This window comes from Roseococcus sp. SDR (assembly GCF_019083995.1).
In the GTDB taxonomy this organism is placed as follows: Bacteria; Pseudomonadota; Alphaproteobacteria; order Acetobacterales; family Acetobacteraceae; genus Roseococcus.
On record NZ_JAHRCU010000029.1, the window covers coordinates 1 to 23,780 of the forward strand.

Consider the following 23,780-nt stretch of genomic DNA (forward strand, 5'->3'; position numbering starts at 1 on the left):
CGCAATCGCCGCCCATTGCCGGTCCGAAAGCCAGAACTCACCCGCCATGACCCAAGCTCCGCTACCCAGCAGCTTGAATCACACCCCGCCGCGTCGCGCCTAGAACTGATTGGGTTTGGAGCCTAGACGGGGGCGAGCCGGCTTTCGCCCAGGCTGGCCCGCGCGGCGGCAGTGCCGGCCCCGGCGTCGCGAATGATGTAGCCGCGGCCCCAGACCGTGCCGATCACGTTGTTGGCGCCGGCCGTCTGCAGCTTCTTGCGCAGCTTGCAGACGAAGACGTCAATGATCTTGCTGTCCGGCTCATCCATGCCGCCATAGAGGTGGTCGAGGAAATTCTCCTTGGAGAGGACGGTGCCGCGCCGCATCAGCAGCAGCTCCAGGATGGCGTATTCCTTCCCGGTGAGATGGACGGTGCGGCCCTGGACCGCGACCTCCTTCGCGCCGAGGTCGAGCGAGAGGGGGCCCATCTGGATGCGGGGCTGGCTGAAGCCCTTCGAGCGGCGGATCATCGCCTGCAGGCGGGCCACCAGCTCCTCCGGCTCGAAGGGCTTGGCCAAATAGTCATCGGCGCCGACGGAAAGGCCGCGCACCTTGGCCTGGGTCCGCGCCACGGCGGAGAGCATGAGCACCGGCGCCTCGATGCGGGAGGCGCGAAGCTTCGTGACGACGTCATACCCCTCCATGTCGGGGAGCATCAGATCCACCACGACGGCGTCGTAGTCGTAGAGGCGGGCGAGTTCGAGCGCTTCGGCCCCGCAATCGGCCACGTCCACCACCATCCGGTGCTGCTGGAGCTGGAAGGTGATCCCGCGGGCGGCGGAGCGGTCGTCTTCGACAAGAAGGATACGCATTTCCGGGTCATCTCCACACGTTTTGCGTGTGGAGAATTACCACCATGACGCGAGGCCGCCAAGGGGAATTCAGCTTTTGGTGTGTATTTAAAAAGATAAACTTCATGAAATGGGCTCCGGTGCCGCATTTCCCGCAAAAATCCTGAGTGGCTGAGTCAGGATCGTCCCCACCGTGAAGAACGTTAATGAATTTGCTGAAAATCGCAGCTTCGTCGCGAAATCACGTCAGACATCCCGTCTTTCGGGACATTTTCATATGGAGGCGCAACGAAAAAGGGGCGCCCCTCGCGGGGCGCCCCTTCCCGTTTCCGTGCAGCCGGAGCTGCGCGGGATCACTCCTCGCCGGCCATCTCGCGGCGGCGGCGGATCGCCGCGCCCAGGATGTCGCCCAGCGACGCACCGCTGTCCGCCGTGCCGAATTCCTTCACGGCCTCGCGCTCCTCCTCGATCTCCTTGCCCTTCACGGTCAGGGAGAGGCGGCGGGCGGCGCGGTCCACGGCGGTGATCTTCGCATCGACCTTCTCGCCCACGGCGAACTTGTCGGGGCGCTGGTCCTGGCGATCGCGCGCCAGTTCCGCACGGCGGATGAAGCCGGTCAGCACTTCGTCGATCTTCACCTCGATGCCATTGGCCTCGATCTTGGTCACGGTGCAGGTGACGATGTCGCCCTTCTTCACCTTGTCCAGGACCTCGGCCGCCGGGTCGGCGGCGAGCTGCTTGATGCCGAGCGAGATGCGCTCCTTCTCGACGTCCACGTCGAGAACCTTGGCCTTCACCACATCGCCCTTCTTGTAGCCGGCGATGGCGGTCTCACCAGGCACGTCCCAGCTCAGGTCGGAGAGGTGGACCATGCCGTCCACATCCGGGCCCACGCCGATGAACAGGCCGAACTCGGTGATGTTGCGGATCTCACCCTCGATCTCGCTGCCCAGCGGGTGGCTCTGCAGGAAGAGCTCCCACGGATTGCCCTGGGCCTGCTTGAGGCCGAGCGAGATGCGGCGCTTCGGCTCATCCACATCGAGGATCAGCACGTCCACCTGCTCGGAGGTCGAGACGATCTTGCCCGGATGGACGTTCTTCTTGGTCCAGGACATCTCGCTCACGTGCACGAGGCCCTCGACGCCCGCCTCCAGCTCCACGAAGGCGCCGTAGTCGGTGATGTTCGTCACGCGGCCGGAGAACTTGCCGTTCACCGGATACTTGATGGCCACGCCATCCCACGGATCGGACATCAGCTGCTTCATGCCGAGGCTGATGCGCTGCGTGTCGCTGTTGAAGCGGATCACCTGCACCTTCACGGGCTGGCCGATGGTCAGCGCCTCGCTCGGGTGGTTGATGCGGCGCCAGGCGATGTCGGTGACGTGCAGCAGGCCGTCCACGCCGCCCAGGTCCACGAAGGCGCCGTAATCGGTGATGTTCTTCACCACGCCATCCAGCACCATGCCTTCCTTCAGGCCCTGGACGAGCTCGGCGCGCTGCTCGGCGCGGGTCTCTTCCAGCACGGCGCGGCGGGAGACGACGATGTTGCCGCGGGCGCGGTCCATCTTCAGGATCTGGAAGGGCTGCGACTGGCCCATCAGCGGGCCGACATCGCGCACCGGGCGGATATCCACCTGGGAGCCGGGCAGGAACGCGACCGCGCCGCCGAGATCCACGGTGAAGCCACCCTTCACGCGGCCGAACAGCACGCCGTTCACGCGCTGGTTGGCGGCGAAGGCCTTCTCGAGGTTGGTCCAGGACTCCTCGCGGCGCGCCTTCTCACGGGAGAGGACGATCGAGCCGTCCTTGTCCTCGTAGCGCTCGACGAACAGGTCCACCACGTCGCCGGGCTTCACCTCGGGCTTCATGCCCTGGGGCGCGAATTCCTTGAGGGGAACGCGGCCTTCGCTCTTCAGGCCGACATCGACCACGGCGAAGTCATCATCGATGCGGATGATCTTGCCGGTGACGACGGAGCCGGCGAAGCCGGTGTTGGCGCCCAGCATCTCATCGAGGAGCGAGGCGAAATCTTCGGAAGCCGCGCGCGAGGCGGGGCTGTTGGCACTTGCCATGTAGAGTTTGTGTCCTGGGTCTTGTGCGGGGCTTGGCCCCGCATGCCGGTCTTGCGCCACGCCCCGCCCATGGCGGTGCATCACGGCTTGCGGCGCCAAGTCCTGATCATCAGGGGGGTGGGCGACCGCCGGTTCCGGGGCGCGTGACGGTCCACCCCAATCCGGCCAGGGCTGGATCAGCCATGACAGGCGCTACATCCGCCGAGTTGGGCGGAGCGTCAAGCGAAATTCACCGAAAACCCAAGGATTCCACGATTCGCAAGGCGGCGGCGAAGGCGGCATCGGCGTCCAGCGCGCTGGTGTCGAGCGTGACCGCATCCGCGGCCGGGCGCAGCGGCGCCACGTCCCGGGCGGAATCCCGGGCGTCGCGCGCCGCCATCTCGGCCGCGACCTGCTCCAGCGGGGGTGCCGCACCGCGGGCGGCCAGTTCGGCATGGCGGCGGCGGGCGCGCTCCTCCGGGCTCGCGGTGACGAAGAGCTTCACAGGGGCCTGGGGGAAAACGACGGTGCCGATGTCCCGCCCGTCCAGCACCGCGCCATGCGCCTGGCCGAAGCGGCGCTGGAAATCGAGCAGCGCGGCCCGGACGCCGGGAATGGCGGCGACCTTGCTGGCGGCGGCGTCCGCCGGCGGGCCGCGCAGGTCGCCGCGATCCAGGTCGGCGGGTTGCAACGCTTCGGCGGCGGCGGTGGCGTCGGCCGGATTGGCGGGGTCGCCGCCCGCATCCAGCACGCGGCGGCCGGTGGCGCGATAGAGCAGGCCGGTGTCGAGATAGGGCAGGCCGAGATGGGCCGCGAGCCGGCGGGCCAACGTGCCCTTGCCGGCCGCCGCGGGGCCGTCCACCGCGATGATCAGCGGCCGGCTCATGCGGCGGCGATGGCCTCGGCGCCGGCCGCCTGGTTCATCAGCGGGATAAAGTTCGGGAAGCTGGTCGCGATGAAGGCGCCATCATCCACCCGCATGGGGTCCCGGCAGGCCAGGCCCAGCACCAGCGCGCTCATCGCCAGCCGGTGGTCCATCTGGGTAGCGACCAGCCCACCGCCGGGGGGCGGGCCGCCGCAGCCCTGCACCAGCAGGTCATCGCCCTCGATCGCGCAGTCCACCCCGGCGGCGCGCAGCAAGTCGGCCGTGCCGGTCAGGCGGTCGCTTTCCTTCACCTTGAGCTCGGAGAGGCCCCGGAAGCGGCTGGTACCGGTCGCGCAGGCGGCAGCCACGGCGAGGATGGGGTATTCGTCGATCATGCTGGGCGCGCGCTCGGGCGGCACGTCCACGGCCTTGAGGCTCGTCGCGCTCACGGTCAGGTCGCCCACCGGCTCGCCGCCTTCCAGGCGCGGCGCGCCCACCTCCAGCACCGCGCCCATCTCGCGCAGGGACTGGAACAGGCCGGTGCGCAGCGGGTTCAGGCCCACATTCCCGATCACGAGCTTCGAGCCGGGCACGATCAGCGCAGCGACGGCGAAGAAGGCGGCCGAGGAGGGGTCACCCGGCACATTCACAGGGGCGGCGCGCAGCTCGGGTTGGCCGTCCAGCTCGATCAGGCGGCCATGGCCCTGCACCGTCACCCGCACGGTCGCGCCGAAATGCCGCAGCATATTTTCGCTATGGTCGCGCGTGGCCTCCGGCTCCACCACGCGGGTCGTACCCGGCGCGCAGAGCCCGGCCAGCAGGCAGGCGCTCTTCACCTGGGCGGAGGCAACGGGGAGCGTGTAATCGAGCGGCAGCGGCTCGCGCGCGCCCTGGATCGCGAGCGGCAGGCGGCCGCCCTCGCGGCTCCAGAAGCGGGCGCCGGTGGCGGCCAGCGGATCGGTCACCCGCTTCATCGGACGGCGGCGCAGGCTCGCATCGCCCGTCATCACCGCGAAAATGGGATGCCCCGCCAGAAGGCCCGCGATCAGCCGCGCAGCGGTGCCGGAATTGCCCATGTCCAGCACATCGGCCGGCTCGGTGAGGCCGCCGATGCCGCGGCCGGCCACGCGCCAGCGGCCGGGGCTGAGATGCTCGACCTCGGCCCCCAGCAGGCGCATGGCGGCGGCGGTGCGCAGCACGTCCTCGCCCTCCAGCAGGCCCTCGATCTCGGTGGTGCCGATGGCCAGCGCGCCGAACATCAGCGCGCGGTGGCTGATGGACTTGTCACCCGGGACGGAGATCCGCCCGGAGAGGCCCTCTCGGGCCGGGAGGGAGCGCAGCGGGGTGGGGTCGGAACCGTGGGACATGAGAGCGGGTTTGACACCGATGCGCGGCCCGTGGCAATGCGCCCCGCCCGCCCGTCGGGGCGAGGGCACAAGGAACAGAGGGCTCCATGGCAAAGCCTGATCTCGGTTTGAAGCGCGTCTGCGTCTCCTGCGGCGCCAAGTTCTACGACATGACGCGGGTTCCCGCCGTGTGCCCCAAATGCGGCACCGAGCAGCCGGCCGAACAGCCGCGCCTGCGCCGCTCGGCCAATATCGCCCCTGATGACAAGCTCAAGAAGCGTGCGGCGGCGGCCTCCGAGGTGGACACCGACGAGGTGGAGCTGGACGACGTGGAGGCGGATGCCGGCGTCGAGGATGCGGACGAGCTCGAGGACGAGGACGACGCGATCGATGCCGAGATCGAAGTCGAATCCGACCGCGAGGAAGAGGGCTGATCGCCCCCAATGGAGCTGGATCTATGAGCAGGGTTGCGCGCTTCGCCGTTGCGATGCGCGCCCCCGGCTCGTAAGGAGCGCCATGCGCCGACTTCTCCTGCCCGTTGCCCTGCTGATGCTCGCCGCGCCGATGGTTGAGGCGCAGCAGGCCAACCGCGCCGCGCCCGCCGCACCGCGCCCGTCACGCCTGGGCGACTATCAGTCCTGGACCGCCGCCGCGCACACCGAGAGCGGGCAGAAGGTGTGCTACGCCTTCACACGTGCCCGCAGCTCAGAGGGCGTCGCCGGACGGAATGCCGAGAACGTGATGCTTCTGGTGACGCACCGCCCCGGCGGGCGGGACCAGGTGGCCGTGCGCGCCGGCTACAACTTCCCGCGCGGGGCCGAGACCAAGCTCTTCGTGGGCCAAGGCGAGCTCGCGTTCTTCACCAATGGCGATACCTCCTTCGCGCGCGACGGCCGCGCCGTCGTCGCCGCGCTGCGGGGCGGGCGAGAGGCGGTGCACCGCGGCCCGGGCCCCAATGGCCGCGGGCAGGCGACCGATACCTTCGCGCTGGCCGGTTTCACCCAGGCCTATGAGGCGATCGGCCGGGAATGCCCGCCGCCAGCGCCGGCGCGGCGATGAACCAGATCGCCAGCAAGGCCTTCCCGCCCCATTCCCGCGTCGCCACCAGCGACGGGCTGACCGAGGCGGAGCGGGACCGCATCCTCGCCAAGGCCGCGCTCTTCGCGCCGCCGCCCATGCAGGACGCCGACGGAAGGCGGGAGCTGGTGGGGCTGACGCGCGAGGAACTGGCCGAGGAAATGGCCGCAATCGGCGAGAAGCCCTTCCGCGCCAAGCAGCTCTGGCACTGGATCTACCATCAGGGCGTGCGCGATTTCGCGCAGATGAACAGCATCGCGAAGCCGCTGCAGGCCAAGCTGGCGGAGCGCTTCGTCATCGGCCGGCCGGGCATCACCGCCGAGCAGACCAGCACGGACGGCACGCGGAAATGGCTGTTCCAGTGGCGCGACGGGCAGCAGGTCGAGACCGTCTATATCCCGGAGAGCGACCGCGGCTCGGTCTGCATCTCGACGCAGGTGGGCTGCACGCTGAGCTGCACCTTCTGCCACACCGGCACGCAGAAGCTGGTGCGCAACCTGGGCGCGGCCGAGATCGTCGGCCAGTTCCTCGCGGCGCGCGATTCCTATGGCGAATGGCCCACACCCAAGGGCGAGGAGGGGCGGCGCCTCTCCAACATCGTCGTCATGGGCATGGGCGAGCCGCTCTACAATTACGAGAACATCGCCCGCGCCCTGACCATCCTGATGGATCACGAGGGCGTCGCGCTCTCCCGCCGGCGCATCACGCTCAGCACCTCGGGCGTGGTGCCGATGATGGACAAGTGCGGCGCGGAGCTGGGGGTGAACCTGGCCGTCTCGCTGCATGCGGTGCGCGACGAGCTGCGCGACGTGATCGTGCCGCTGAACCGCAAATACCCCATCGCCGAGCTGCTGGATGCCTGCCGGCGCTATCCCGGCGCGTCCAATGCGCGGCGCATCACCTTCGAATACGTCATGCTGCGCGGCGTGAATGACAGTGAGGCCGAGGCGCATGAGCTGGTGCGGCTGCTGCGCGGCATTCCGGCCAAGGTGAACCTGATCCCGTTCAACCCCTGGCCCGGCTCGCCCTACCAGACCTCCACGCCGGAGGCGTTGCGGAAATTCGCGGCCATCGTGAATGACGCCGGCTATTCCAGCCCGATCCGCCGGCCGCGCGGGCGGGACATCCTGGCCGCCTGCGGGCAGCTCAAGACCGAATCCGAACGGGCGAAGCGCGGCGCGTGACCGCCCCGGCGCCGCAGGTCTCGATCTGGCTGGTGGCGCTGGCAGGCTTCGCCTCGGGCTCGGGCATGCGGATCATGGACCCGCTGCTGCCGCTGGTGGCCGGTGATTTCGGCGTCACCGTCTCGGGCACGGCCGTGCTGATCGCGGCCTTCATGCTGACCTATGGCGGCGGGCAGGTGGCCGTGGGGCCGCTGGGGGATCGGCTGGGCAAGCTGCGCGTGGCGGCGGTGGCGCTGATGCTCTTCGGCAGCTTCACCGTGCTGGCGGAATTCGCGACGAGCCTGACGCAGCTCACCATCCTGCGCGGCCTGGGCGGGCTGGTGGCGGGCGCCGTCATCCCCCTGCTGCTGGCGCATATCGGCGACACGGTGCCCTATCACGAACGCCAGGCGGTGATCGGGCAGTTCCTGATCGGCAATGTCATGGCGCAGATGCTCACGGGGCCGGTCTCGGGCATTTTGGGCCAGCATTTCGGCTGGCAGACGAGCTTCCTGGTGTTCGGCTGCTTCACCGCCTCCATCGGGCTGCTGCTGGCGGCACGGCTCGGGCCGCAGATGTGGCGCGGCAAGCCGGATGGGCCGCGCGGGCAATCGGGGCTGATGGCCTATGCGCGGCTGCTCCGGAACCCGAATGCGCGGCGCCTGCTGCTGGCGGCCTATCTGGATGGGGCGCTGCTCTTCGGCGGCGCCTTTCCCTTCATCGCCTCCTTCCTCATCGAGGATTTCTTCCTCTCCGCCGGCGAGGCGGGGCTGATCGTGGCGGGCTTCGGGCTGGGGGCGCTGGCCTATACCCAGATCGCGCGGCGGATGGTGCGGCGCTTCGGCGAGCGGGGGCTGCTGCTCGGGGGCGGGCTGGGGCTCGCGGCCGGGCTGGCGCTGACGGCGGCGGCGCCGGGCTGGGGCGTGGTGCTGGCGCTGCAACTGCTGCTGGGCTTCTGCTTCTACAGCTTCCACGGCGTGCTCCAGGCCCGCGCGACGGAAGCCATGCCCGAAGCGCGCGGCACGGCCGTCTCCGCCTTCGCCATGGCGCTGTTCATGGGGCAGACGAGCGGCAGCCTGATCTTCGCCGGCGTGATCGCGGCGGCGGGCTATGCGGGGGCCTTTGCGATCGCGGCGGCGGGGATGGCGGTGTTCGCGGTGTGGGTGCGGCGCGTTCCCTGAGCCCTGCGACGGCGAGGATCGGCCTTTGCGCCGCCCCATGCCTTGGACAAGATGCGCCATGCTCGTGTTTTCCTACGGTATCCCCAAATCCGGCAGCACCCTGGCCTTCCATTTGGCAACGGGCATCTCGCTGCTCGGCGGCCATTGGCAGCCCAAGCTCGACCCTGCCCTGCGGCGCCCGGGCCTGCCGATCGCGGCGGCCATTCCCTTCACCAAGGACTTCCCGAAGGGCCCGGCCCCATCGCAGACGGTGCGCGATCGGCTGCTGACGTTCCAGCTCCAATGGGCAGCGCGTCGCGCCGCGCGGCGGGGCCATGGGCCTGCGGTCCTCGCGCCCGAGTGGGATGCCTCGAACCATGGGGTTCCCTTCGTGCAGACGCTGGACCCCGCGGTGCTGCCCCGCCTGGTCGAGGCCGCGGGCCAGGGCATCCTGCTCATCAAGACGCATGCCGCACCCTCGGAGGAATGGCTCGCGGCCTATCGTGGCTTCGCGGCCCAGGGGCTGGCCCGGGTGCATGTGAACCATCGGGACCCCCGGGATGTCTGCCTGGCGCTGGTGGATGCGGCGCGGATCTCCCGCGAGCGCGGGACGCCGGAATTCGTCGAGTTCGCCACGCTGGAGGCGGCGGCTTGCGGCGTACAGCGCTATCTGGCGGAGGCTGCGCGCTGGAACGGCATGCCCGGCGTGCTGCACTTGCGCTACGAGACCTGCGCCTTCCAGACGGATGCGGCGATCGACTGCCTGAAGGCCGATCTGGGCGTGGAATGCCGGAGCGACCTGGTGCGGCACTACGCCCTCCGGCTGGCCTATACGCAGCGCAACAAGGCCGCGCCGAACCGGCATCGCGATGAGCTGGACCCCGGGCAGAGGGAGCGGCTGACGGAGATGTTCGGGCCGTATCTGCGGGCGTGGGGGTATCTGGCGGGGCGCTGATTCCCACGCGGCGCCTGGCGCCCACCTTGCCCCGCCCGCCATCCCCTGGCATCCACCTCCGCACAATTTCGTTCCGCGAGAAGGTTGCCCTCCCATGCGCGTCAAGGACGTCAAGAAAGTCGTGCTCGCCTATTCCGGCGGGCTCGACACCAGCGTGATCCTGAAGTGGCTCCAGACCACCTATAACTGCGAGGTCGTGACCTTCACGGCCGATCTCGGCCAGGGCGAGGAGCTGGGGCCGGCGCGGGACAAGGCGCTGATGCTCGGTATCAAGCCCGAGAACATCTACATCGACGACCTGCGCGAGACCTTCGTGAAGGATTTCGTCTTCCCGATGTTCCGCGCCAATGCCCTTTATGAGGGGCAGTATCTGCTCGGCACCTCCATCGCCCGCCCGCTGATTTCCCAGCGGCAGATCGAGATCGCGGAGGCCGTCGGCGCCGATGCCGTGGCCCATGGCGCGACGGGCAAGGGCAATGACCAGGTGCGCTTCGAGATCAGCTATTATTCGCTGAAGCCCGACATCAAGATCATCGCCCCCTGGCGCGAATGGGAGCTGACCAGCCGCACCGCGCTGATCGCCTTCGCCGAACAGCACCAGATCCCCATCGCCAAGGACAAGCGCGGCGAGTCGCCCTTCAGCGTGGACGCCAACCTCCTGCACAGCAGCTCCGAAGGGAAGATCCTGGAGGAGCCTTGGGACGCGCCGGATGAGATGGTCTGGCAGCGCACGCTCAGCCCGATGGATGCGCCCGACGTGGCGACCGAGATCACCATCGAGTTCAAGAATGGCGACCCGGTGGCGATCAATGGCGAGGCGATGAGCCCCGCCACGCTGCTGACCAGGCTGAACGCGCTGGGCAAGGCGAACGGCATCGGCCGCCTCGACCTGGTGGAGAACCGCTTCGTCGGCATGAAGTCCCGCGGCTGCTACGAGACGCCGGGCGGCACCATCCTCTGGCAGGCGCATCGCGCGATCGAGAGCATCACGCTCGACCGCGAGGCCGCCCACCTGAAGGACAGCCTGATGCCGCGCTATGCCGAGTGCATCTACAACGGCTTCTGGTTCAGCCCGGAGCGGCGGATGCTGCAGGCGCTGATCGACACCTCGCAGGCGCATGTCGAGGGCACGGTGCGGATGAAGCTCTACAAGGGCAATGTCATCGTCACCGGCCGCCAGTCGCCGCACAGCCTCTACTCGATGAAGCATGTGACCTTCGAGGATGACCAGGGCGCCTATGACCAGTTCGACGCCCAGGGCTTCATCAAGCTGAACGCGCTGCGCCTGCGCCTGGGCGCCATGGCGGGCCGCAAGGGCGGCGGGCTTTAAGCCTTCCGCAACATCGCTGAGAGGCTGATTCACCGCTTCGGTGATTCCACCTCAGCGGATCAGGCTCTAGGCTGGGGGGCATGTACACGCCCCCCGCCTTCCGCGAGGACCGCCCCGAGGTCCTGCTTCGCCTGATGCAGAGTTCGCGCCTGCCGCTGCTGGTCAGCAATGGCGCGAACGGCCTGCCCGATGTCACCCACCTCCCGCTGCTGACCGATGGCACGCGCATCGTCGGCCACCTGGCGCGCGCCAACCCGCATTGGAAGGCGCTGCGCGAGGCGGGGCGCGCCATCGCCATCTTCCCGGGGCCGGAGGGGTATATCTCGCCCTCCAGCTACGCCTCCAAGGCCGAGCATCACCGCGTCGTCCCGACCTGGAACTACGAGGCCGTGCATGCGCATGGCAGCGTTGAGATCGTCGAGGATGCAGGCCGGCTGCATGAGATCGTCTCGACGCTGACGGATCATCACGAGACGCCGCGCGCGGCGCGCTGGGCCGTTTCCGACGCGCCGGCGGATTTCATCGCGGGGCAGCTCAAGGGGATTGTCGGCGTGGTGCTGACCATCGAAGCTTTGATCGGCAAGCGGAAGCTCTCGCAGAACCGGCCGGCCGCGGATCGTGACGGCGCGCTGGAGGATGTGAGCCAGGACAACGCCGCGCTGGCTGATGCGATGCGCGCGGCACGGGAAGGGAACTAGCGCCTGATCCGCGAAGGCGGCATCGCCGGAGCGGTGAATCAGTCGCGCAGCGGGAGATTTTCAGATGGACATGCAACTCGCGGGCAAGCGCGTCGTCGTCACCGGCGCGTCCAAGGGCATCGGCTATGCCTGCGCCGAGGCCTTCGCGGCGGAGGGGTGCGACATCGTCCTCGCCGCGCGCCAGCCGGATGCGGCGGCCGCCGCGCTGCGGGCGAAGTACCAGGTGCGGGTGGAGGCGATCACGGCCGATCTCTCGCGCGCCGAGGACCGCGTGAGCCTGCACGCGGCGGTGCCCGAGGCCGACATCCTGGTGAACAATGCGGGCGCCATCCCCTCGGGCGGCATCCATGACATCTCGATGGAGACATGGGCCGCGGCCTGGCAGCTCAAGGTCTTCGGCTATTTCCACCTGACGCAGCTCTATATGGGCAGCATGTGCGCGCGGAAATCGGGCGTGATCGTGAACATCATCGGCATGGCGGGGCGGGCCTGGAAACCGGCCTATATCGCCGGCACGGCGGGCAATGCGGCGCTGATCGCCTTCACCTCGGCCGTTGGTTTTGACGCGCAGAAGGATGGCGTGCGCGTCTTCGGCATCAACCCGGCGGTGACGCGGACGGAGCGCATGGAGACCCAGGCGCGCTGGCGGGCCGAGCAGGCGCTGGGCGACCCCAACCGCTGGCCCGAAATGGTGAAGGGCCTGCCCTTCGACCGCCCGATCGAGCCGCGCGAGATCGCGGAGATGGCGGTCTTCGGCGCCTCGCCGCGCGGCGGCTACCTGAACGGCACGGTGATCGACATTGACGGCGCCGGGCAGTTCAAGGGGTGAGAATTCGGACGGCGCGGCAGGATTGACCTGCACGCGCTTCGCCCCTATTCCCGCGCCACTGACTGTCCCGTTCGTCTAGAGGCCTAGGACACCAGCCTTTCACGTTGGCAGCACGGGTTCGAATCCCGTACGGGACGCCAGTTCACCCATCCCTCTCCAGAACCGCCTGGATCGCCGCCGGGTCGCATTTGATCTGCACACCCGCGCGTTCGACCTGCAGCCGCATCGGCGCGCGGCTGTCCAGCTCGCCCCAGCCGCGATTCAGCGCCTCGTTCATTTCCTCCAGCGTCAGCTGGCAGAAGCGCATGGGCACGCCCAATTCGCGCGCCATGTTCACCGCCAAAGTCACATCCTTGTGCGCGAGCTTCAGCGCGAAGGCCGGCGGCTCGTACTGGTCGATCAGGAACTGGTCGGCCAGGCGGTCGAAGGCGCGGCGGCGCCCATAGGCGCCCTGGCGCACGGCGGCCCAGAGGTCGAGCGGGTCCATGCCGCCCTTCACGCCCATGGAGAACACCTCGGCCATCACGGTCTGGATCGCATAGCCCGCCATGTTGTGGACGAGCTTGGCGACGGTGGCGCTGCCGATCGGGCCGAGATGCGCCGCCTGGTCGCCGATCGCGTCCAGCACCGGCTTGCAGCGTTCGTACACCGCCTTGTCGCCGCCCACCCAGATGGCGAGTTGGCCGGTCTCCGCGCCCTTGGGCCCGCCGCTGACCGGCGCGTCGAAGCCATGGGCGCCCTTCTCGGCCATCGCCTCGCCCACGCGGCGCATGAGCGACTGCGCATTGGTCGAGAGGTCGAAATAGGCAGCGCCGGGCTGGATGCCGGCGAGCAGGCCCTGTGGGCCGAAGACCACCGCCTCCACCTCCTTCGGACCGGGGAGGGAGGTGAAGATCACCTCGCATTGTTCGGCCACGCTTTGCGGCGTGTCGGCCCAGATGGCGCCGGCGGCGATGCGGTTGGCGCCCGCCTCGCGCCGCACGTCATGGATCACGAGCTGATAGCCCGCCCGCTGAAGATTGGCGGCCATGAAGGCCCCCATGGTGCCAAGGCCGATGAACCCGACTTTCATGATGCTGCTCCTCCCTGTTCTGGTTGGGCACAGCATGCCGGCCCACCGCGCCGGGCGCCATCACGCGTTGGAAAAACATGGTGCGGGGCCAAGGCGCTGCCCTAAGCTCCGCGCGCGAGAGCGTGGCGCGGATGAGACGCCACCCCGCAGGGAGAAACGATCCATGCTGAACCGCCGCGCGGCGCTGGCCGCTCCGCTTGCCCTGGCCATGCCCGCCCTCGCCCAGGCGACGTGGCGGCCAGACCGGCCCATCCGCGTCATCATTCCGCATGCGCCGGGCGGCGGGACGGATGTGGTGACGCGCGTGCTGGCCGAAGCGGTGGGCACGGCGCTGGGGCAACCGCTCGTCATCGAGAACCGCACCGGCGGCGCGGCGGGGCTGGTGGGCACGGACCTTGTCGCGAAGGCGGCGCCGGATGGCTACACCATCCTGGTCAACAGCAGCGCGCAGGCGATCACGCCCGCGCTTGTCTCACGCATGCCCTATGACGCGGTGAACGACTTCGCGGGCATCGGCATCATCGGCTTCGCGCCGCATGTGGTGGTGGTGAACCCCCAGCTGCCGGCGCGAACCTTCCAGGAATTGCTGGCGCTGCTGCGCGCCCATCCGGGGCGCTACAACCTGGCCTCGGGCGGCATCGGCAGCGCCATCCATCTGGCGGGCGAGATCCTGCGCGCGAGCGCGCAGGTGGATTTCCAGATCGTCCAGTACCGCGGCGGCGGCCCCTCCATGCTGGCGGTGCTGAGCAATGAGGCGCAGATGAGCACCCCGGACATTCCGGCCGCCACCGCCGTGGTGCGCGCGGGTTCGGCCCGGCCGCTCGTCATCGCGGCACCCGAGCGCAGCCCGGCGATGCCCGATGTGCCCACCTCGGCCGAGGCGGGCTTGCCCAACTTCATCGCGGAGATCTGGTTCCCGGTCCTCGCGCCTGCGCGCACGCCGCCGGCCGTCGTCGCCGCGCTCAGCGCCGCGTTCCAGACTGCCATCGAGCAGAACAAGCGGCGGCTGACGGAACTGGCCGTGCAGGTGCGCCCGGGCTTCACGACGTCGGAGCAGGTGATGGGCTATGTGCGTGCGCAGATGGAGCGCAGCGTGGCCCTTCTGCGCGCGGCGGGGGTGCAGCCGGAATAGGGCGCTACCCAAGCGCGGCGGCGACCTCCGCGAGGGAAGGCCGATCGGCGGGGCGTGGCGCGAGGCAGCGCTGCGCGATGGCGCGAAGCGAGCTGGCCGCGGGGGCCAGCGCGAGCAGCTCCGCCAGCAGGATGCCGAAGGCGCGGGTCTCGATCTGCGTCAGGGCCGCATCGCCGGGACGCAGCAGGGCCGCCGCGCCGAAATCGCCCAGGACGGCCGCGCCCGTCACGCCGTCCCACAGGATGTTGTGCGCATAGAAATCCCCATGCAGCACGCCCGCGCCGTGCAGATGCGCAAGGGCCGCCGCCAGGCCGCGCGCAAGGGTCAGCGCGGCCTCGGCCTCAAGGCATAGGCCAGGCGCATAAACATCACGCGTGCAGCTCTCGAGGCTGGGCGGGCCGGCCAGCGCGCGCCAATGCGAAGGGATGAGCGGCATGACCAGCGCGGCCAGGCCCTCGGGATGGTCCCGCACCTCGCCCAGCGCGCCCATCAGGTTCGGATGCGCCCCGGCGGCGAGGCTCGCGGCCATTTCGTGGCGCGGCAGGCCGTCGCTGGTCATCGCGCCCTTGAAGAGCTTGAGCGCGACCTCGTCCTCGCGCCAGAGCGCATGATACACGCGGCCCGAGGCGCCCTCGCCCAGCAGCGTGCCGGGCGTGAGGGATGTCCAGGGCACCGGCCGCGGGGCGGGTGCGGTGCCTTCCAGCGCCGGGTTACCCGCAAGGCCGAGCCAGGCCAGCGTGGGGTGCTCGGCCAGCCAGCCGGGCAGCGCCTCGAAGCGGTTGGCGCCGATGCGCAGCAATTCCAGCGCGGGCGCCTCGGCCAGGCTCTCGGGCAGGGCGTTGAGTTCATTCCCGGCGAGCATGAGCTTCTGCAGCGCGGGCCGCCCGCCCAGCGCCGCCGGCAGGCTGGCGATGTGGTTGTCGGTCAGCGTCAGCCAGCGCAGCTTGGGTGGCAGCGCCTCGGCCGGCACCTCACGCATCCGGGTCGCACGAAAGCCCACCTGGCTGAGTTCGGCGCAATCGCCCAGCGCGGGCGGCAGGCGGGCGAAGCGGTTGTTCGAGCCGAAAAGCACGCGCAGGCGCCGGAGGTTCCCGAAATCAGCCGGCAGGTGCGACAGCGCATTTCCACCGAGATCGAGCACCTCCAGCGTCTCGGCGAGGCCGAAGATTTCACGGGGAAATTCCGTGAGGCCGCAATGGGGCAGGCGCAATTCTCGCGCGCCGGCCAGGTCACCACGGCGGAGGGCATCAAGGGTCGCTTGGCTCATGGGCAGCGCATAGCGGAGAACGGGGGCCGCGCCACGCCTCAGCGCGGCGCGGCTTCCACGGGCTGGTCCAGATCGCTCCAGATCGCGTCGAAATGCGCCTGGAATTCCGGCGTGCGCCGCGCCTCCACCGGGTCGCGCACGGCATCGGGGAGCGCGATGACATGGGTGGACTTGATGGTGCCGGGACGGCGGCTCAGGACCAGCACGCGATCCGCCATGACGATCGCCTCGCCGATGTCATGCGTGACGAGGATGGCGCTCTTCGCACGCTCGCGGATGATGGACTGCACCTCGCGCTGCAGGAGCAATTTCGTCTGGAAGTCGAGCGCGGAGAAGGGTTCGTCCAGCAGCACCACCTCGGGGTCGGGCGCCAGGGTCCGCATGAAGGCGACGCGCTGGCGCATGCCGCCCGAGAGAGTGCCGGGCTTCGCCGCCTCGAAGCCCTTCAGCCCATAGGCCTCGATCAGCGCGCGGGCCCGCGCCTCGGCCTCGGCGCGCTTCACGCCGCGGATCTCGAGGCCGAGCAGCACATTGTCGAGCACGCTGCGCCAGGGCAGCAGAAGGTCCTTCTGCAGCATGTAGCCGACATGGCCGGTGGCGCCGGCCACCGGCTGGCCCAGCACCTCGACGCGGCCTTCGCTCGGCGCCTGGAGGCCTGCGATGACGTTGAAGAGGGAGGATTTGCCGCAGCCCGAGGGGCCGACGATGGCCAGCACCTCACGCCGGTGCAGCGCGAAGGAAATGGCCCTGAAGGCGAGGACACCAGGGAAGCTGAGCGAGAGCCCCTCGGCGCGGAGAACCACATCCTTCATGCCCAGCGCGCCTTCTGCTCGATGAAGGTGACGCAGCGGTCCAGCACCAGGGCCAGCGCCATCAGGGCGAAGATGCCCGTCCAGACGGCATTGAGGTCGTAGAGCGTGCCGGAGAAATAGACGAGGTAGCCCAACCCCTCCTTCGCCGAAATGTATTCGCCCACCACGGCGCCGATCAGCGCGAAGCCCACGTTGAGCCGGAGCGCGGAGACGATCCAGGGCAGCGTCGCGGGTGCGACCACCTTGCGCCAGGTCTGGAAGCGGGAGGCGCCGAGGCTGCGCATCAGGCGGATCAGATCCTGGTCCACCTCACGCGTGCCGGCGAAGGTGGCGATGAGGCTGACGATGAAGGTGAGGATGGCGGCAATCGCGATCTTCGCCTCCATCCCGATGCCGAACCACACGATGATGAGCGGGGCGAGCGCGATCTTCGGCACGCCGTTGATCGCGATCATCACCGGCCGCACCACCGCGGCAAAGCCGGGCGAGAGCCAGAGCAGCAGCCCGCAGAGGCTGCCCAGGGTGGAGCCGATGAGGAAGCCGGCCACCGCCTCCTGCGCCGTGACCCAGGTGTGGGTCAGCAATTCGCCCGAGGCGATGAGGCCCCGGGCCTTGGCATAGATGCCGCTGGGTTGGCCGTAGATATAGGCGGCCATCACGCCTGAGCGCACACCCCATTCCCAGGCGGCGAGGATGCCCGCCACCAGCAGGACCTGCTTCGCCAGCAGGGCCGGGCTGAAGCCGCCCCATTTGCGACTGGGCGTCACGCGATGCCGGCCGCGCGCGCCGCCGCCTCGGCCAGGGAATTGTCCACGATGCGCTCATAGGGCAGCGCCTGGCGCATGGTGCCCGCACCCAGCTCATGCGCGATGATCGCATCCCACTGCTCGCGCGTGACGACGGGCGAGACGGGGACGATTCCGGCCGTGGAGAGGAGCCGCGCCGAACCCGCGCGCACCGCCTCGGGCGGGACCTGCGCGAATTCCTCACGGCTGACTTCCTCATAGACGGAAGCATCGGTGCGGATCAGGCGCAGCGCCTCGGCCAGCGCATGGCTGAAGGCCTGCGCCTGGCTGCGGTTGGAGGTGAGCCAGTCCTCGCGCACCATGGCCGTGCTGAAGGCGATGGGGCCGATGACGGGTGCGAGCGGCAGCGACGCGACGAGGCCCTGCGATTCCGCGATGGAGGCATCCCATTCGAAGACGCAGCCGAGATCGGCGCGGCCATCGCGCACGGCGGCGATGATCGAGCCGGGCGGGCCCTCCACGAAGCGCACGCCGGCCGCCGCGGGGTCCATATTGGCGCGGGAGCGCATGGCATAGGTGGGGGAGGAGACGGTGTTGGAGGGGAAGCGCAGCGAAGCGATGCTCTTGCCGCGCAGATCCGCCAGGCTGTTCAGCGTCACACCCGGCTTGTGGATGAACCACAGCCCGATGGCGCCGGCGAGCAGGCCGATCACCTTGATGCTGGCGCCCTCCACCGTCGCGTTGACACTCATGCCCGTGCCGGTCAGCGCGATCTGCGCGCGGCGGGCATTGAGCACGGCAACGGGCTCGGCGATGGAGCCGGCCGGCTGGATTTCCACGCGCAGCCCATGCTTGGCGAAAAGGCCGCGCCGCTGCGCCACGAAGGCCGGCGTCCAATTGGCGAGGCGGAGCGCGGTGACGATGGTGATCGGCGTGCCCGAGCCCTGGGCCCGCAGCGTGACGGGGGCGGCGAGCGGGGCCGCCAGAAGGGTGCGGCGCGGAAGCAGGGGCATGCGGATCTCCGGTCGGGCGTCAGGTGTTGAGGAAACAGGCAGCGCGCGTGCCGCTCTGCCGCCCGTCTGGGCAGCGGGAGATGCGGGCCGCGCGCCGGAGCTTATCCAGCGTGTCATGGTCTTGGCACCTAACAATTCATGTGCCACGCCGGGGCATGGAGATGATGACGACGCCCTTCGCCACGCCGCTCGATGCGTTGCGCGCCGCCGCCGCCACCCATGGCGCGCGCGAGGCGCTGGTCTTCCCGCATCAGGATCGCCGCCTGAGTTTTTGCGAGTGGCTGACGGAGGCGGAGGCGCTGGCGCGCGGGCTGTTGGCCCTCGGCCTCAAGCCCGGCACGCATGTGGCCCTGCTGGCCGAGAACCGCATCGAATGGCCCATCGCACAGCTTGCCATCGCCGCCGCCGGCATGGTGCTGGTGCCTCTCAACACGCATTACCGCGCGGAGGATCTGGGCGCGGCGCTGGCCACCAGCCGGGCCGAGGCGCTCCTGCTCAGCGCGCGCTTCCGCAGCAATGCCTATCTCGACATGGCGCGCGCGCTGCGCCCGGGCCTGCCCGCGCTGCGCCACCTGATCCTGCTGGATGAAGAAGCGGGCGAGACGCATATCAGCGCCGTCCGCGCCCAGGGGATCGCGCTGCCGGAGGTCGCGCCCCGCGCACCGGCCAGCCTGCAATTCACCTCCGGCACCACAGGCATCCCGAAAGGCGCGCTGCTGACGCATCAGGGCATGCTGATGAATGCCTGGGGCACGGCGCAGCGCCTGCGGCTGACGGAGCGGGACCGCCTCACCTCCATCATCCCGCTGTTTCACTGCGCGGGCTGCATCATGGGCATCCTGGCCTGCCTGCAATCGGGTGCGGCCTATGTCGGCGTGCCGGCCTTCGACGCGGAGGAGATGTGCCGCGTGATCGAGGCGGAGCGCTGCACCGCGCTCTCCGGCGTGCCCACCTCCTGGCTCGCCATGCGGGACCTGCCGGCGCGCAGCAGATATGACCTGACGAGCCTGCGCACCGGCACCTGCGGCGGCGCCGATGCGAACCCGGACATCCTCGCCGATTGCGTGCGGGATTTTCCCATCCCCGGCCTCGTGCAGGTCTATGGCCAGACCGAGGCGAGCACGCTCATCGCCTGCGCCGATTGCGAAGACCCCGAGCGGCTGGAGACGGCGGGCGCGCCGCTGCCGGGCATGGAGGTGCGCATCGTGGACCCGCAATCCGGCGCCGTGCTGCCGCCCGGTGCGATCGGCGAGATCCAGGCGCGCGGGCCCATGGTCATGCTCGGCTATTTCGAGCGGCCCGAGGCCAATGCCGAGACGATCACGGAAGAGGGCTGGCTGCGCAGCGGGGACCTGGGTTGCGTGACACCGACGGGCCGCATCCGCATGGCGGGCGGGCGCCTGCGGGACATGCTGATCCGCGGTGGAGAGAACATCTATCCGGTCGAGATCGAGGCGGTGCTGGCGCAGCATCCGGCGGTCGCAGAGATCGCGGTCTTCGGCATCGCGGATGCCTATTACGGCGAGATCCCGGCGGCCGCGCTGCGCCTGCGCCATGCGGTGCCGAGCGCTGAGCTCGCCGCCTTCTGCGCCGCGCGCATCGCCCGCTTCAAGGTGCCCGCCGCCTGGTTCACCGTCACCGCCTATCCGCTCACCGCCTCGGGCAAGATCCGCAAGACGGAGTTGCGCGCCATGGCTGAGGCGGGGCGGCTGGAGCGCTTCGCATGACGCCCCTCATCTTCCGCTACGATGTCCACAGCCCCTGGTGTTATCTGGCGGCACTGCGCATCGAGGGCATCGCGGCCCGGCACGGGCGCGCCGTGGAGTGGCGGCCGGTCTATCTGGCGCGGCTGATCGACGCGATCGACGGGCGGCGGCCCTTGGAGGCCAATGCCGCCTTCCTCGCCTGGTACCGGCAGGACCTGCAGGATTGGGCCGCGCTCGGCGGCGTCACGCTGCGCTACCATCCGCGCTATCCGCTGCGCCCGGCCCGCGCGCTGCGCGCCGCCTGCTTCGCCAGCGCCGAGGGGAAGGGCGGTGCCTTCGCCCGCGCGGTGTTGCGCGCCTATTGGAGCGAGGCGGGCGACATCGAGGATCTGGCGCTGCTGGGCCGCCTGGGCGCCGAGGCCGGGCTCGACCCGCAGGCGGTCATCGCCGCCACGAGCGACGAGCGCTGGAAGAACCAGCTCGCCGCCAACACGGAGGAGGCGATCAGCGCCGGCGTCTTCGGCCTGCCGATGGTGACGGCGGACGGAAAGCTCTTCTTCGGCAATGACCGGCTGGATCTGCTGGACCGCTTCCTGGGCGGGACGCTGCGATCCTGACCCGCCAGCAACAAATGCCGGGCTTGCGCCAAATGCATGGCCGGGCTGATGATCCCATCCAGAGAGACACCTTCCGGAGAATCCCGCCCATGACCGTGACCCGCCGCACCCTGCTGGCCGCCGGCGCCGCCGCGCCCCTGATGCCGACCCTGGCAAGCGCCCAGGCCCGCTGGCAGATGGCGACCCCCTATCCGGACGGGAACTTCCACACCCGCAACAACCGCGCCTTCCTCGAGGCGGTGCAGAACGCCACCTCCGGCCGCGTGCAGGTGCAGATGCATTCCAACGCCTCGCTGCTGCCCATGGCGCAGATCAAGCGCGGCGTGCAGCAGGGCCAGGTGCAGCTGGGCGAGATCCTGCTCAGCGCCTATGGCAATGAGGATCCCTTCTTCGAGATCGACGGCGTGCCGATGCTGGCGCCGACCATCGCCCAGGCGCGCCGCCTGAACGAACTGACGCGCCCCTATATCGAGGCGCGCTTCCAGCGGCAGGGGCTCTCGCTGCTCTATTCCGTCGCCTGGCCCAATTCCGGCTTCTACACCAACACGCCGGTGGACACGCTGGAGGCGCTGCGCGGCAGCCGCTTCCGCACCTTCAGCGTGATGACCAACCGCTTCGCGACGCTGATCGGCGCGAACCCCGCGCTGATCCAGGCGGCCGAAGTGCCGCAGGCCTTCGCCACCGGCGTGGTGAACGCGATGGTGACCAGTGCCGCGACCGGCGTGGACAGCAGCGCCTGGGATTTCAGCCGCATCTACACGCCGGTCGGCTTCACCCACACGCGCAACGCCGTCTTCGTGAACCGCCGCGCCTTCGAGGCGCTCTCGGCAGCCGACCAGGCGGCGATCCGCACCGCCGCCGCCGCGGCCGAAGTGGCCGGCTGGCGCCTGGCCGAGGAAGCGATCGCCGCCAATGAGGCGACGCTGGCGCAGCGCGGCATGACGGTCGCGCGGCCCACGCCCGCGCTGCTGGAAGCGCTGGACCGCATCGGCCAGGAGATGACGCGCGAATGGGTGGCCCGCGCGGGTGAGGATGGCGCGCGCGTCATCGCAGCCTATCGCGGCTGAGTGAGGGTGCAGCGCCCAAGCGCTGCCCAGATGCATGACCCGGTTGCGCAAGCGGCGTGCAGCGCCGCCGCGCACCGGGCTTGCCGCGTGCCGAAGGCGCTTGCGCCAGGGCTGCGCGCGGCACGAACATCCTGTGACATCACGGCCTGAGGCACCCCGCCCATGACGATCCTGCGCCGCGCGCTCGACGGACTTTATCTGGTCAGTGCCGGGCTCGCCGCGCTGTCCCTCTTCGGCATCTTCGTCGTGATGATGGCGCAGGTCTTCCTCCGCCAGGGCAATATCCAGCTGCCCGGCGCGGATGACTTCACCGCCTATCTCTGCGTGGCCACCACCTTCTTCGCACTGGCCTACACCTTCAAGCGCGGCGAGCTGATCCGCGTCGGCCTCTTCATCGACAAGGCGGGGCCGGGGCTGCGGCGCTTGATCGAGATGGCGGTGCTGGCGCTCGCCGCCGCGCTGGTCGCCTACATCGTCTATTGGACCTGGTCGGACGCCATGTTCTCGCTGGAGATCGAGGAGGTGGCGCAAGGCAGCGTGCCCTTCCTCATCTGGATCCCGAAGCTGGCCATCCCGGCGGGCTCGGGCATCCTGCTCATCGCCATCCTGGATGAGCTGGTGATCGTTCTGCGCGGCGAGAAGCCCAGCTACGTCCGTGCCGCGGAAGAGCGCGCCGCGCGCGGCGATTTCTCGGCGGAGGTCTGAGCATGGAACTCCTGCAGATCGCCCTCCTCCTTCTCGTCCTGCTCTGCCTGCTGCTGGGCAGCGGGCTCTGGATCGCGCTGGCGCTGGCCGGCACCGGCTATGTCGCGATGTCGCTGGTGAACCCGACGCCGGGTCTCTTCCTCGCCTCGGCCTATTGGGAGAGCACCGGCTCCTGGACGCTGGCCGCGCTGCCCATGTTCATCTGGATGGGCGAGATCCTGTTCCGCACGAAACTCTCCGAGGAGCTGTTCAACGGCCTGGCCCCCTGGGTGCGGCGCATCCCCGGGCGCCTGCTGCATGTGAACATCCTGGCCTGCGGCATCTTCGGCAGCGTCTCGGGCTCTTCCGCCGCCACCTGCGCCACGGTCAGCAAGATCGCGCTGCCGGAGTTGAAGCGGCGCGGCTATGACGAGGGGGTGGCCATCGGCAGCCTTGCCACCGCGGGCACGCTCGGCATCCTGATCCCGCCCTCGATCATCATGGTGGTCTATGCCGTGGCGGCCGAGGTCTCGATCGTGCGCGTCTTCATCGCGGGCATGATCCCGGGCGCCATCGTGATGGGGCTGTTCAGCCTCTACATCATCATCTGGGCCATCCTGAACCCGAAGAAGCAGCCCGAAGCGGGGCCGCGCCTGAGCATGATGGAGAAGCTGCGCCAGTCCGCGCAGCTCATTCCCTGCGCGCTGCTCATCATCGGCGTGATCGGGACGATGTTCGTGGGCTGGGCGACGGCGACGGAGGCCGCGGCCTTCGGCGTCTTCGGCAGCCTCTTCCTCGCCGCCGTCACGCGCTGCCTCACCTGGCGCAGCTTCTTCGAGAGCCTGGCGGGGGCGACGCGCCTCTCCTGCATGATCATGTTCATCCTGGCCGGCGCCGCCTTCCTGACCAAGGCGATGGCGCTGACCGGCATTCCCGCGGCGCTGGCCGCCGCCGTCGCCGCCGCCGACCTTGGGCCCTACGCGATCATCGCCATCCTGACGGTGGTCTATCTCATCCTCGGCACGGCGCTGGATGGCGTCTCGATGATCGTGCTCACCACCTCGGTCGTCGTGCCGATGGTGCAGCATGCGGGGTTCGACCTGGTGTGGTTCGGCATCTTCATCATCCTGCTGGTGGAGATCGCGGAGATCTCGCCACCACTGGGATTCAACCTCTTCGTCATGCAGACGATGACGGGCAAGGAGCAGACCGAGGTGGCCTGGGCCTCGCTGCCCTTCTTCATGATGCTGGTGCTGACGGTGGTGCTGATCACGGTGTTTCCCGAGATCGTCACCTGGCTGCCGGATTATCTTCTCCGCCAATAGGCGGAGAAGATGTTTTTACTGCCCTCAAACGCCGG

23 protein-coding genes and 1 tRNA gene are annotated in these 23,780 nt (G+C 69.4%); 15 read left to right on the top strand and 9 right to left on the bottom strand.

What is annotated here, in order from left to right; all coding sequences use genetic code 11:
• Nucleotides 1–122 precede the first annotated feature (122 nt).
• The 4 genes from KTR66_RS22325 to aroA all read right to left on the bottom strand — a co-directional run bounded on the left by KTR66_RS22325 (nt 123) and on the right by aroA (nt 5,113).
• Nucleotides 123–851 (bottom strand): response regulator transcription factor, encoded by a 729-nt coding sequence (locus KTR66_RS22325; protein WP_213616634.1) that lies wholly within the window; start codon nt 849–851, stop codon nt 123–125.
• Between the two features lie 332 nt (nt 852–1,183).
• Nucleotides 1,184–2,902, bottom strand: a complete 1,719-nt coding sequence (gene rpsA / locus KTR66_RS22330; protein ID WP_213616636.1) for a 30S ribosomal protein S1 — start codon at nt 2,900–2,902, stop codon at nt 1,184–1,186.
• Between the two features lie 229 nt (nt 2,903–3,131).
• Complete coding sequence (cmk, locus tag KTR66_RS22335; RefSeq protein ID WP_213616638.1) at nt 3,132–3,767, bottom strand: (d)CMP kinase; 636 nt, start codon at nt 3,765–3,767, stop codon at nt 3,132–3,134.
• Nucleotides 3,764–5,113, bottom strand: coding sequence for a 3-phosphoshikimate 1-carboxyvinyltransferase (gene aroA / locus KTR66_RS22340; protein WP_213616640.1), 1,350 nt, complete (start codon nt 5,111–5,113; stop codon nt 3,764–3,766). Before aroA ends, cmk begins: the two co-directional genes overlap by 4 nt.
• 86 nt (nt 5,114–5,199) lie before the next feature.
• Between aroA and KTR66_RS22345 the strand changes: the two genes are divergently transcribed.
• The 9 genes from KTR66_RS22345 (at nt 5,200) to KTR66_RS22385 (ending at nt 12,444) form a co-directional block, all read left to right on the top strand.
• On the top strand, nt 5,200–5,526 hold the full coding sequence (locus tag KTR66_RS22345) for a TIGR02300 family protein (RefSeq protein WP_213616642.1): 327 nt from the start codon (nt 5,200–5,202) through the stop codon (nt 5,524–5,526).
• Nucleotides 5,527–5,608: 82 nt separating this feature from the next.
• Complete coding sequence (locus KTR66_RS22350) at nt 5,609–6,151, top strand: invasion associated locus B family protein (protein WP_213616644.1); 543 nt, start codon at nt 5,609–5,611, stop codon at nt 6,149–6,151.
• Entirely contained in the window at nt 6,148–7,353 is a 1,206-nt protein-coding gene (gene rlmN, locus KTR66_RS22355) for a 23S rRNA (adenine(2503)-C(2))-methyltransferase RlmN (RefSeq protein WP_213616709.1), read from the top strand. Before KTR66_RS22350 ends, rlmN begins: the two co-directional genes overlap by 4 nt.
• Complete coding sequence (locus tag KTR66_RS22360) at nt 7,350–8,513, top strand: MFS transporter (protein WP_213616646.1); 1,164 nt, start codon at nt 7,350–7,352, stop codon at nt 8,511–8,513. Before rlmN ends, KTR66_RS22360 begins: the two co-directional genes overlap by 4 nt.
• A gap of 58 nt (nt 8,514–8,571) precedes the next feature.
• Nucleotides 8,572–9,447 carry a hypothetical protein gene (locus KTR66_RS22365; protein ID WP_213616648.1) on the top strand — a complete coding sequence of 292 codons (876 nt, stop codon included), beginning with the start codon at nt 8,572–8,574 and terminating at the stop codon, nt 9,445–9,447.
• Between the two features lie 94 nt (nt 9,448–9,541).
• The gene (locus tag KTR66_RS22370) at nt 9,542–10,777 is read left to right on the top strand and encodes an argininosuccinate synthase (RefSeq protein WP_213616650.1); all 1,236 of its coding nucleotides are present in this window, start codon (nt 9,542–9,544) and stop codon (nt 10,775–10,777) included.
• Between the two features lie 80 nt (nt 10,778–10,857).
• Nucleotides 10,858–11,475: an FMN-binding negative transcriptional regulator gene (locus KTR66_RS22375; protein ID WP_213616652.1), complete on the top strand. Its 618-nt coding sequence runs from the start codon at nt 10,858–10,860 to the stop codon at nt 11,473–11,475.
• 64 nt (nt 11,476–11,539) lie between these two features.
• Nucleotides 11,540–12,304, top strand: a complete 765-nt coding sequence (locus tag KTR66_RS22380) for a short-chain dehydrogenase/reductase (protein ID WP_213616654.1) — start codon at nt 11,540–11,542, stop codon at nt 12,302–12,304.
• A 64-nt stretch (nt 12,305–12,368) separates the two neighbouring features.
• Nucleotides 12,369–12,444: transfer RNA gene (locus tag KTR66_RS22385), tRNA-Glu, on the top strand.
• A gap of 2 nt (nt 12,445–12,446) precedes the next feature.
• Here the strand turns inward: KTR66_RS22385 and KTR66_RS22390 are convergent.
• On the bottom strand, nt 12,447–13,376 hold the full coding sequence (locus tag KTR66_RS22390) for an NAD(P)-dependent oxidoreductase (RefSeq protein ID WP_249732361.1): 930 nt from the start codon (nt 13,374–13,376) through the stop codon (nt 12,447–12,449).
• 163 nt (nt 13,377–13,539) lie between these two features.
• Between KTR66_RS22390 and KTR66_RS22395 the strand changes: the two genes are divergently transcribed.
• On the top strand, nt 13,540–14,508 hold the full coding sequence (locus KTR66_RS22395; protein WP_213616658.1) for a tripartite tricarboxylate transporter substrate binding protein: 969 nt from the start codon (nt 13,540–13,542) through the stop codon (nt 14,506–14,508).
• 4 nt (nt 14,509–14,512) lie between these two features.
• On the opposite strand, the gene KTR66_RS22400 is transcribed toward KTR66_RS22395, so the two are convergent.
• From KTR66_RS22400 to KTR66_RS22415, 4 genes are read right to left on the bottom strand one after another with little or no spacing between them, the layout of a single operon-like run.
• Nucleotides 14,513–15,775 (bottom strand): leucine-rich repeat-containing protein kinase family protein, encoded by a 1,263-nt coding sequence (locus tag KTR66_RS22400; RefSeq protein ID WP_213616660.1) that lies wholly within the window; start codon nt 15,773–15,775, stop codon nt 14,513–14,515.
• A 38-nt stretch (nt 15,776–15,813) separates the two neighbouring features.
• Nucleotides 15,814–16,587 carry an ABC transporter ATP-binding protein gene (locus KTR66_RS22405; RefSeq protein ID WP_213616661.1) on the bottom strand — a complete coding sequence of 258 codons (774 nt, stop codon included), beginning with the start codon at nt 16,585–16,587 and terminating at the stop codon, nt 15,814–15,816.
• Entirely contained in the window at nt 16,584–17,354 is a 771-nt protein-coding gene (locus tag KTR66_RS22410; protein WP_213616663.1) for an ABC transporter permease, read from the bottom strand. The genes KTR66_RS22405 and KTR66_RS22410 overlap by 4 nt, the downstream gene beginning before the upstream one ends.
• Nucleotides 17,351–18,346 (bottom strand): ABC transporter substrate-binding protein, encoded by a 996-nt coding sequence (locus tag KTR66_RS22415; protein WP_213616665.1) that lies wholly within the window; start codon nt 18,344–18,346, stop codon nt 17,351–17,353. Before KTR66_RS22415 ends, KTR66_RS22410 begins: the two co-directional genes overlap by 4 nt.
• A gap of 164 nt (nt 18,347–18,510) precedes the next feature.
• On the opposite strand from KTR66_RS22415, the gene KTR66_RS22420 reads away from it, so the two are divergent.
• The 5 genes from KTR66_RS22420 to KTR66_RS22440 all read left to right on the top strand — a co-directional run bounded on the left by KTR66_RS22420 (nt 18,511) and on the right by KTR66_RS22440 (nt 23,745).
• On the top strand, nt 18,511–20,073 hold the full coding sequence (locus tag KTR66_RS22420) for an AMP-binding protein (protein WP_213616667.1): 1,563 nt from the start codon (nt 18,511–18,513) through the stop codon (nt 20,071–20,073).
• Nucleotides 20,070–20,669 (top strand): 2-hydroxychromene-2-carboxylate isomerase, encoded by a 600-nt coding sequence (locus tag KTR66_RS22425; protein ID WP_213616669.1) that lies wholly within the window; start codon nt 20,070–20,072, stop codon nt 20,667–20,669. Before KTR66_RS22420 ends, KTR66_RS22425 begins: the two co-directional genes overlap by 4 nt.
• 89 nt (nt 20,670–20,758) lie before the next feature.
• Nucleotides 20,759–21,736: a TRAP transporter substrate-binding protein gene (locus tag KTR66_RS22430; protein WP_213616671.1), complete on the top strand. Its 978-nt coding sequence runs from the start codon at nt 20,759–20,761 to the stop codon at nt 21,734–21,736.
• 162 nt (nt 21,737–21,898) lie between these two features.
• The gene (locus tag KTR66_RS22435; protein ID WP_213616673.1) at nt 21,899–22,441 is read left to right on the top strand and encodes a TRAP transporter small permease; all 543 of its coding nucleotides are present in this window, start codon (nt 21,899–21,901) and stop codon (nt 22,439–22,441) included.
• 2 nt (nt 22,442–22,443) lie between these two features.
• Entirely contained in the window at nt 22,444–23,745 is a 1,302-nt protein-coding gene (locus KTR66_RS22440; RefSeq protein WP_213616675.1) for a TRAP transporter large permease, read from the top strand.
• Nucleotides 23,746–23,780 lie beyond the last annotated feature (35 nt).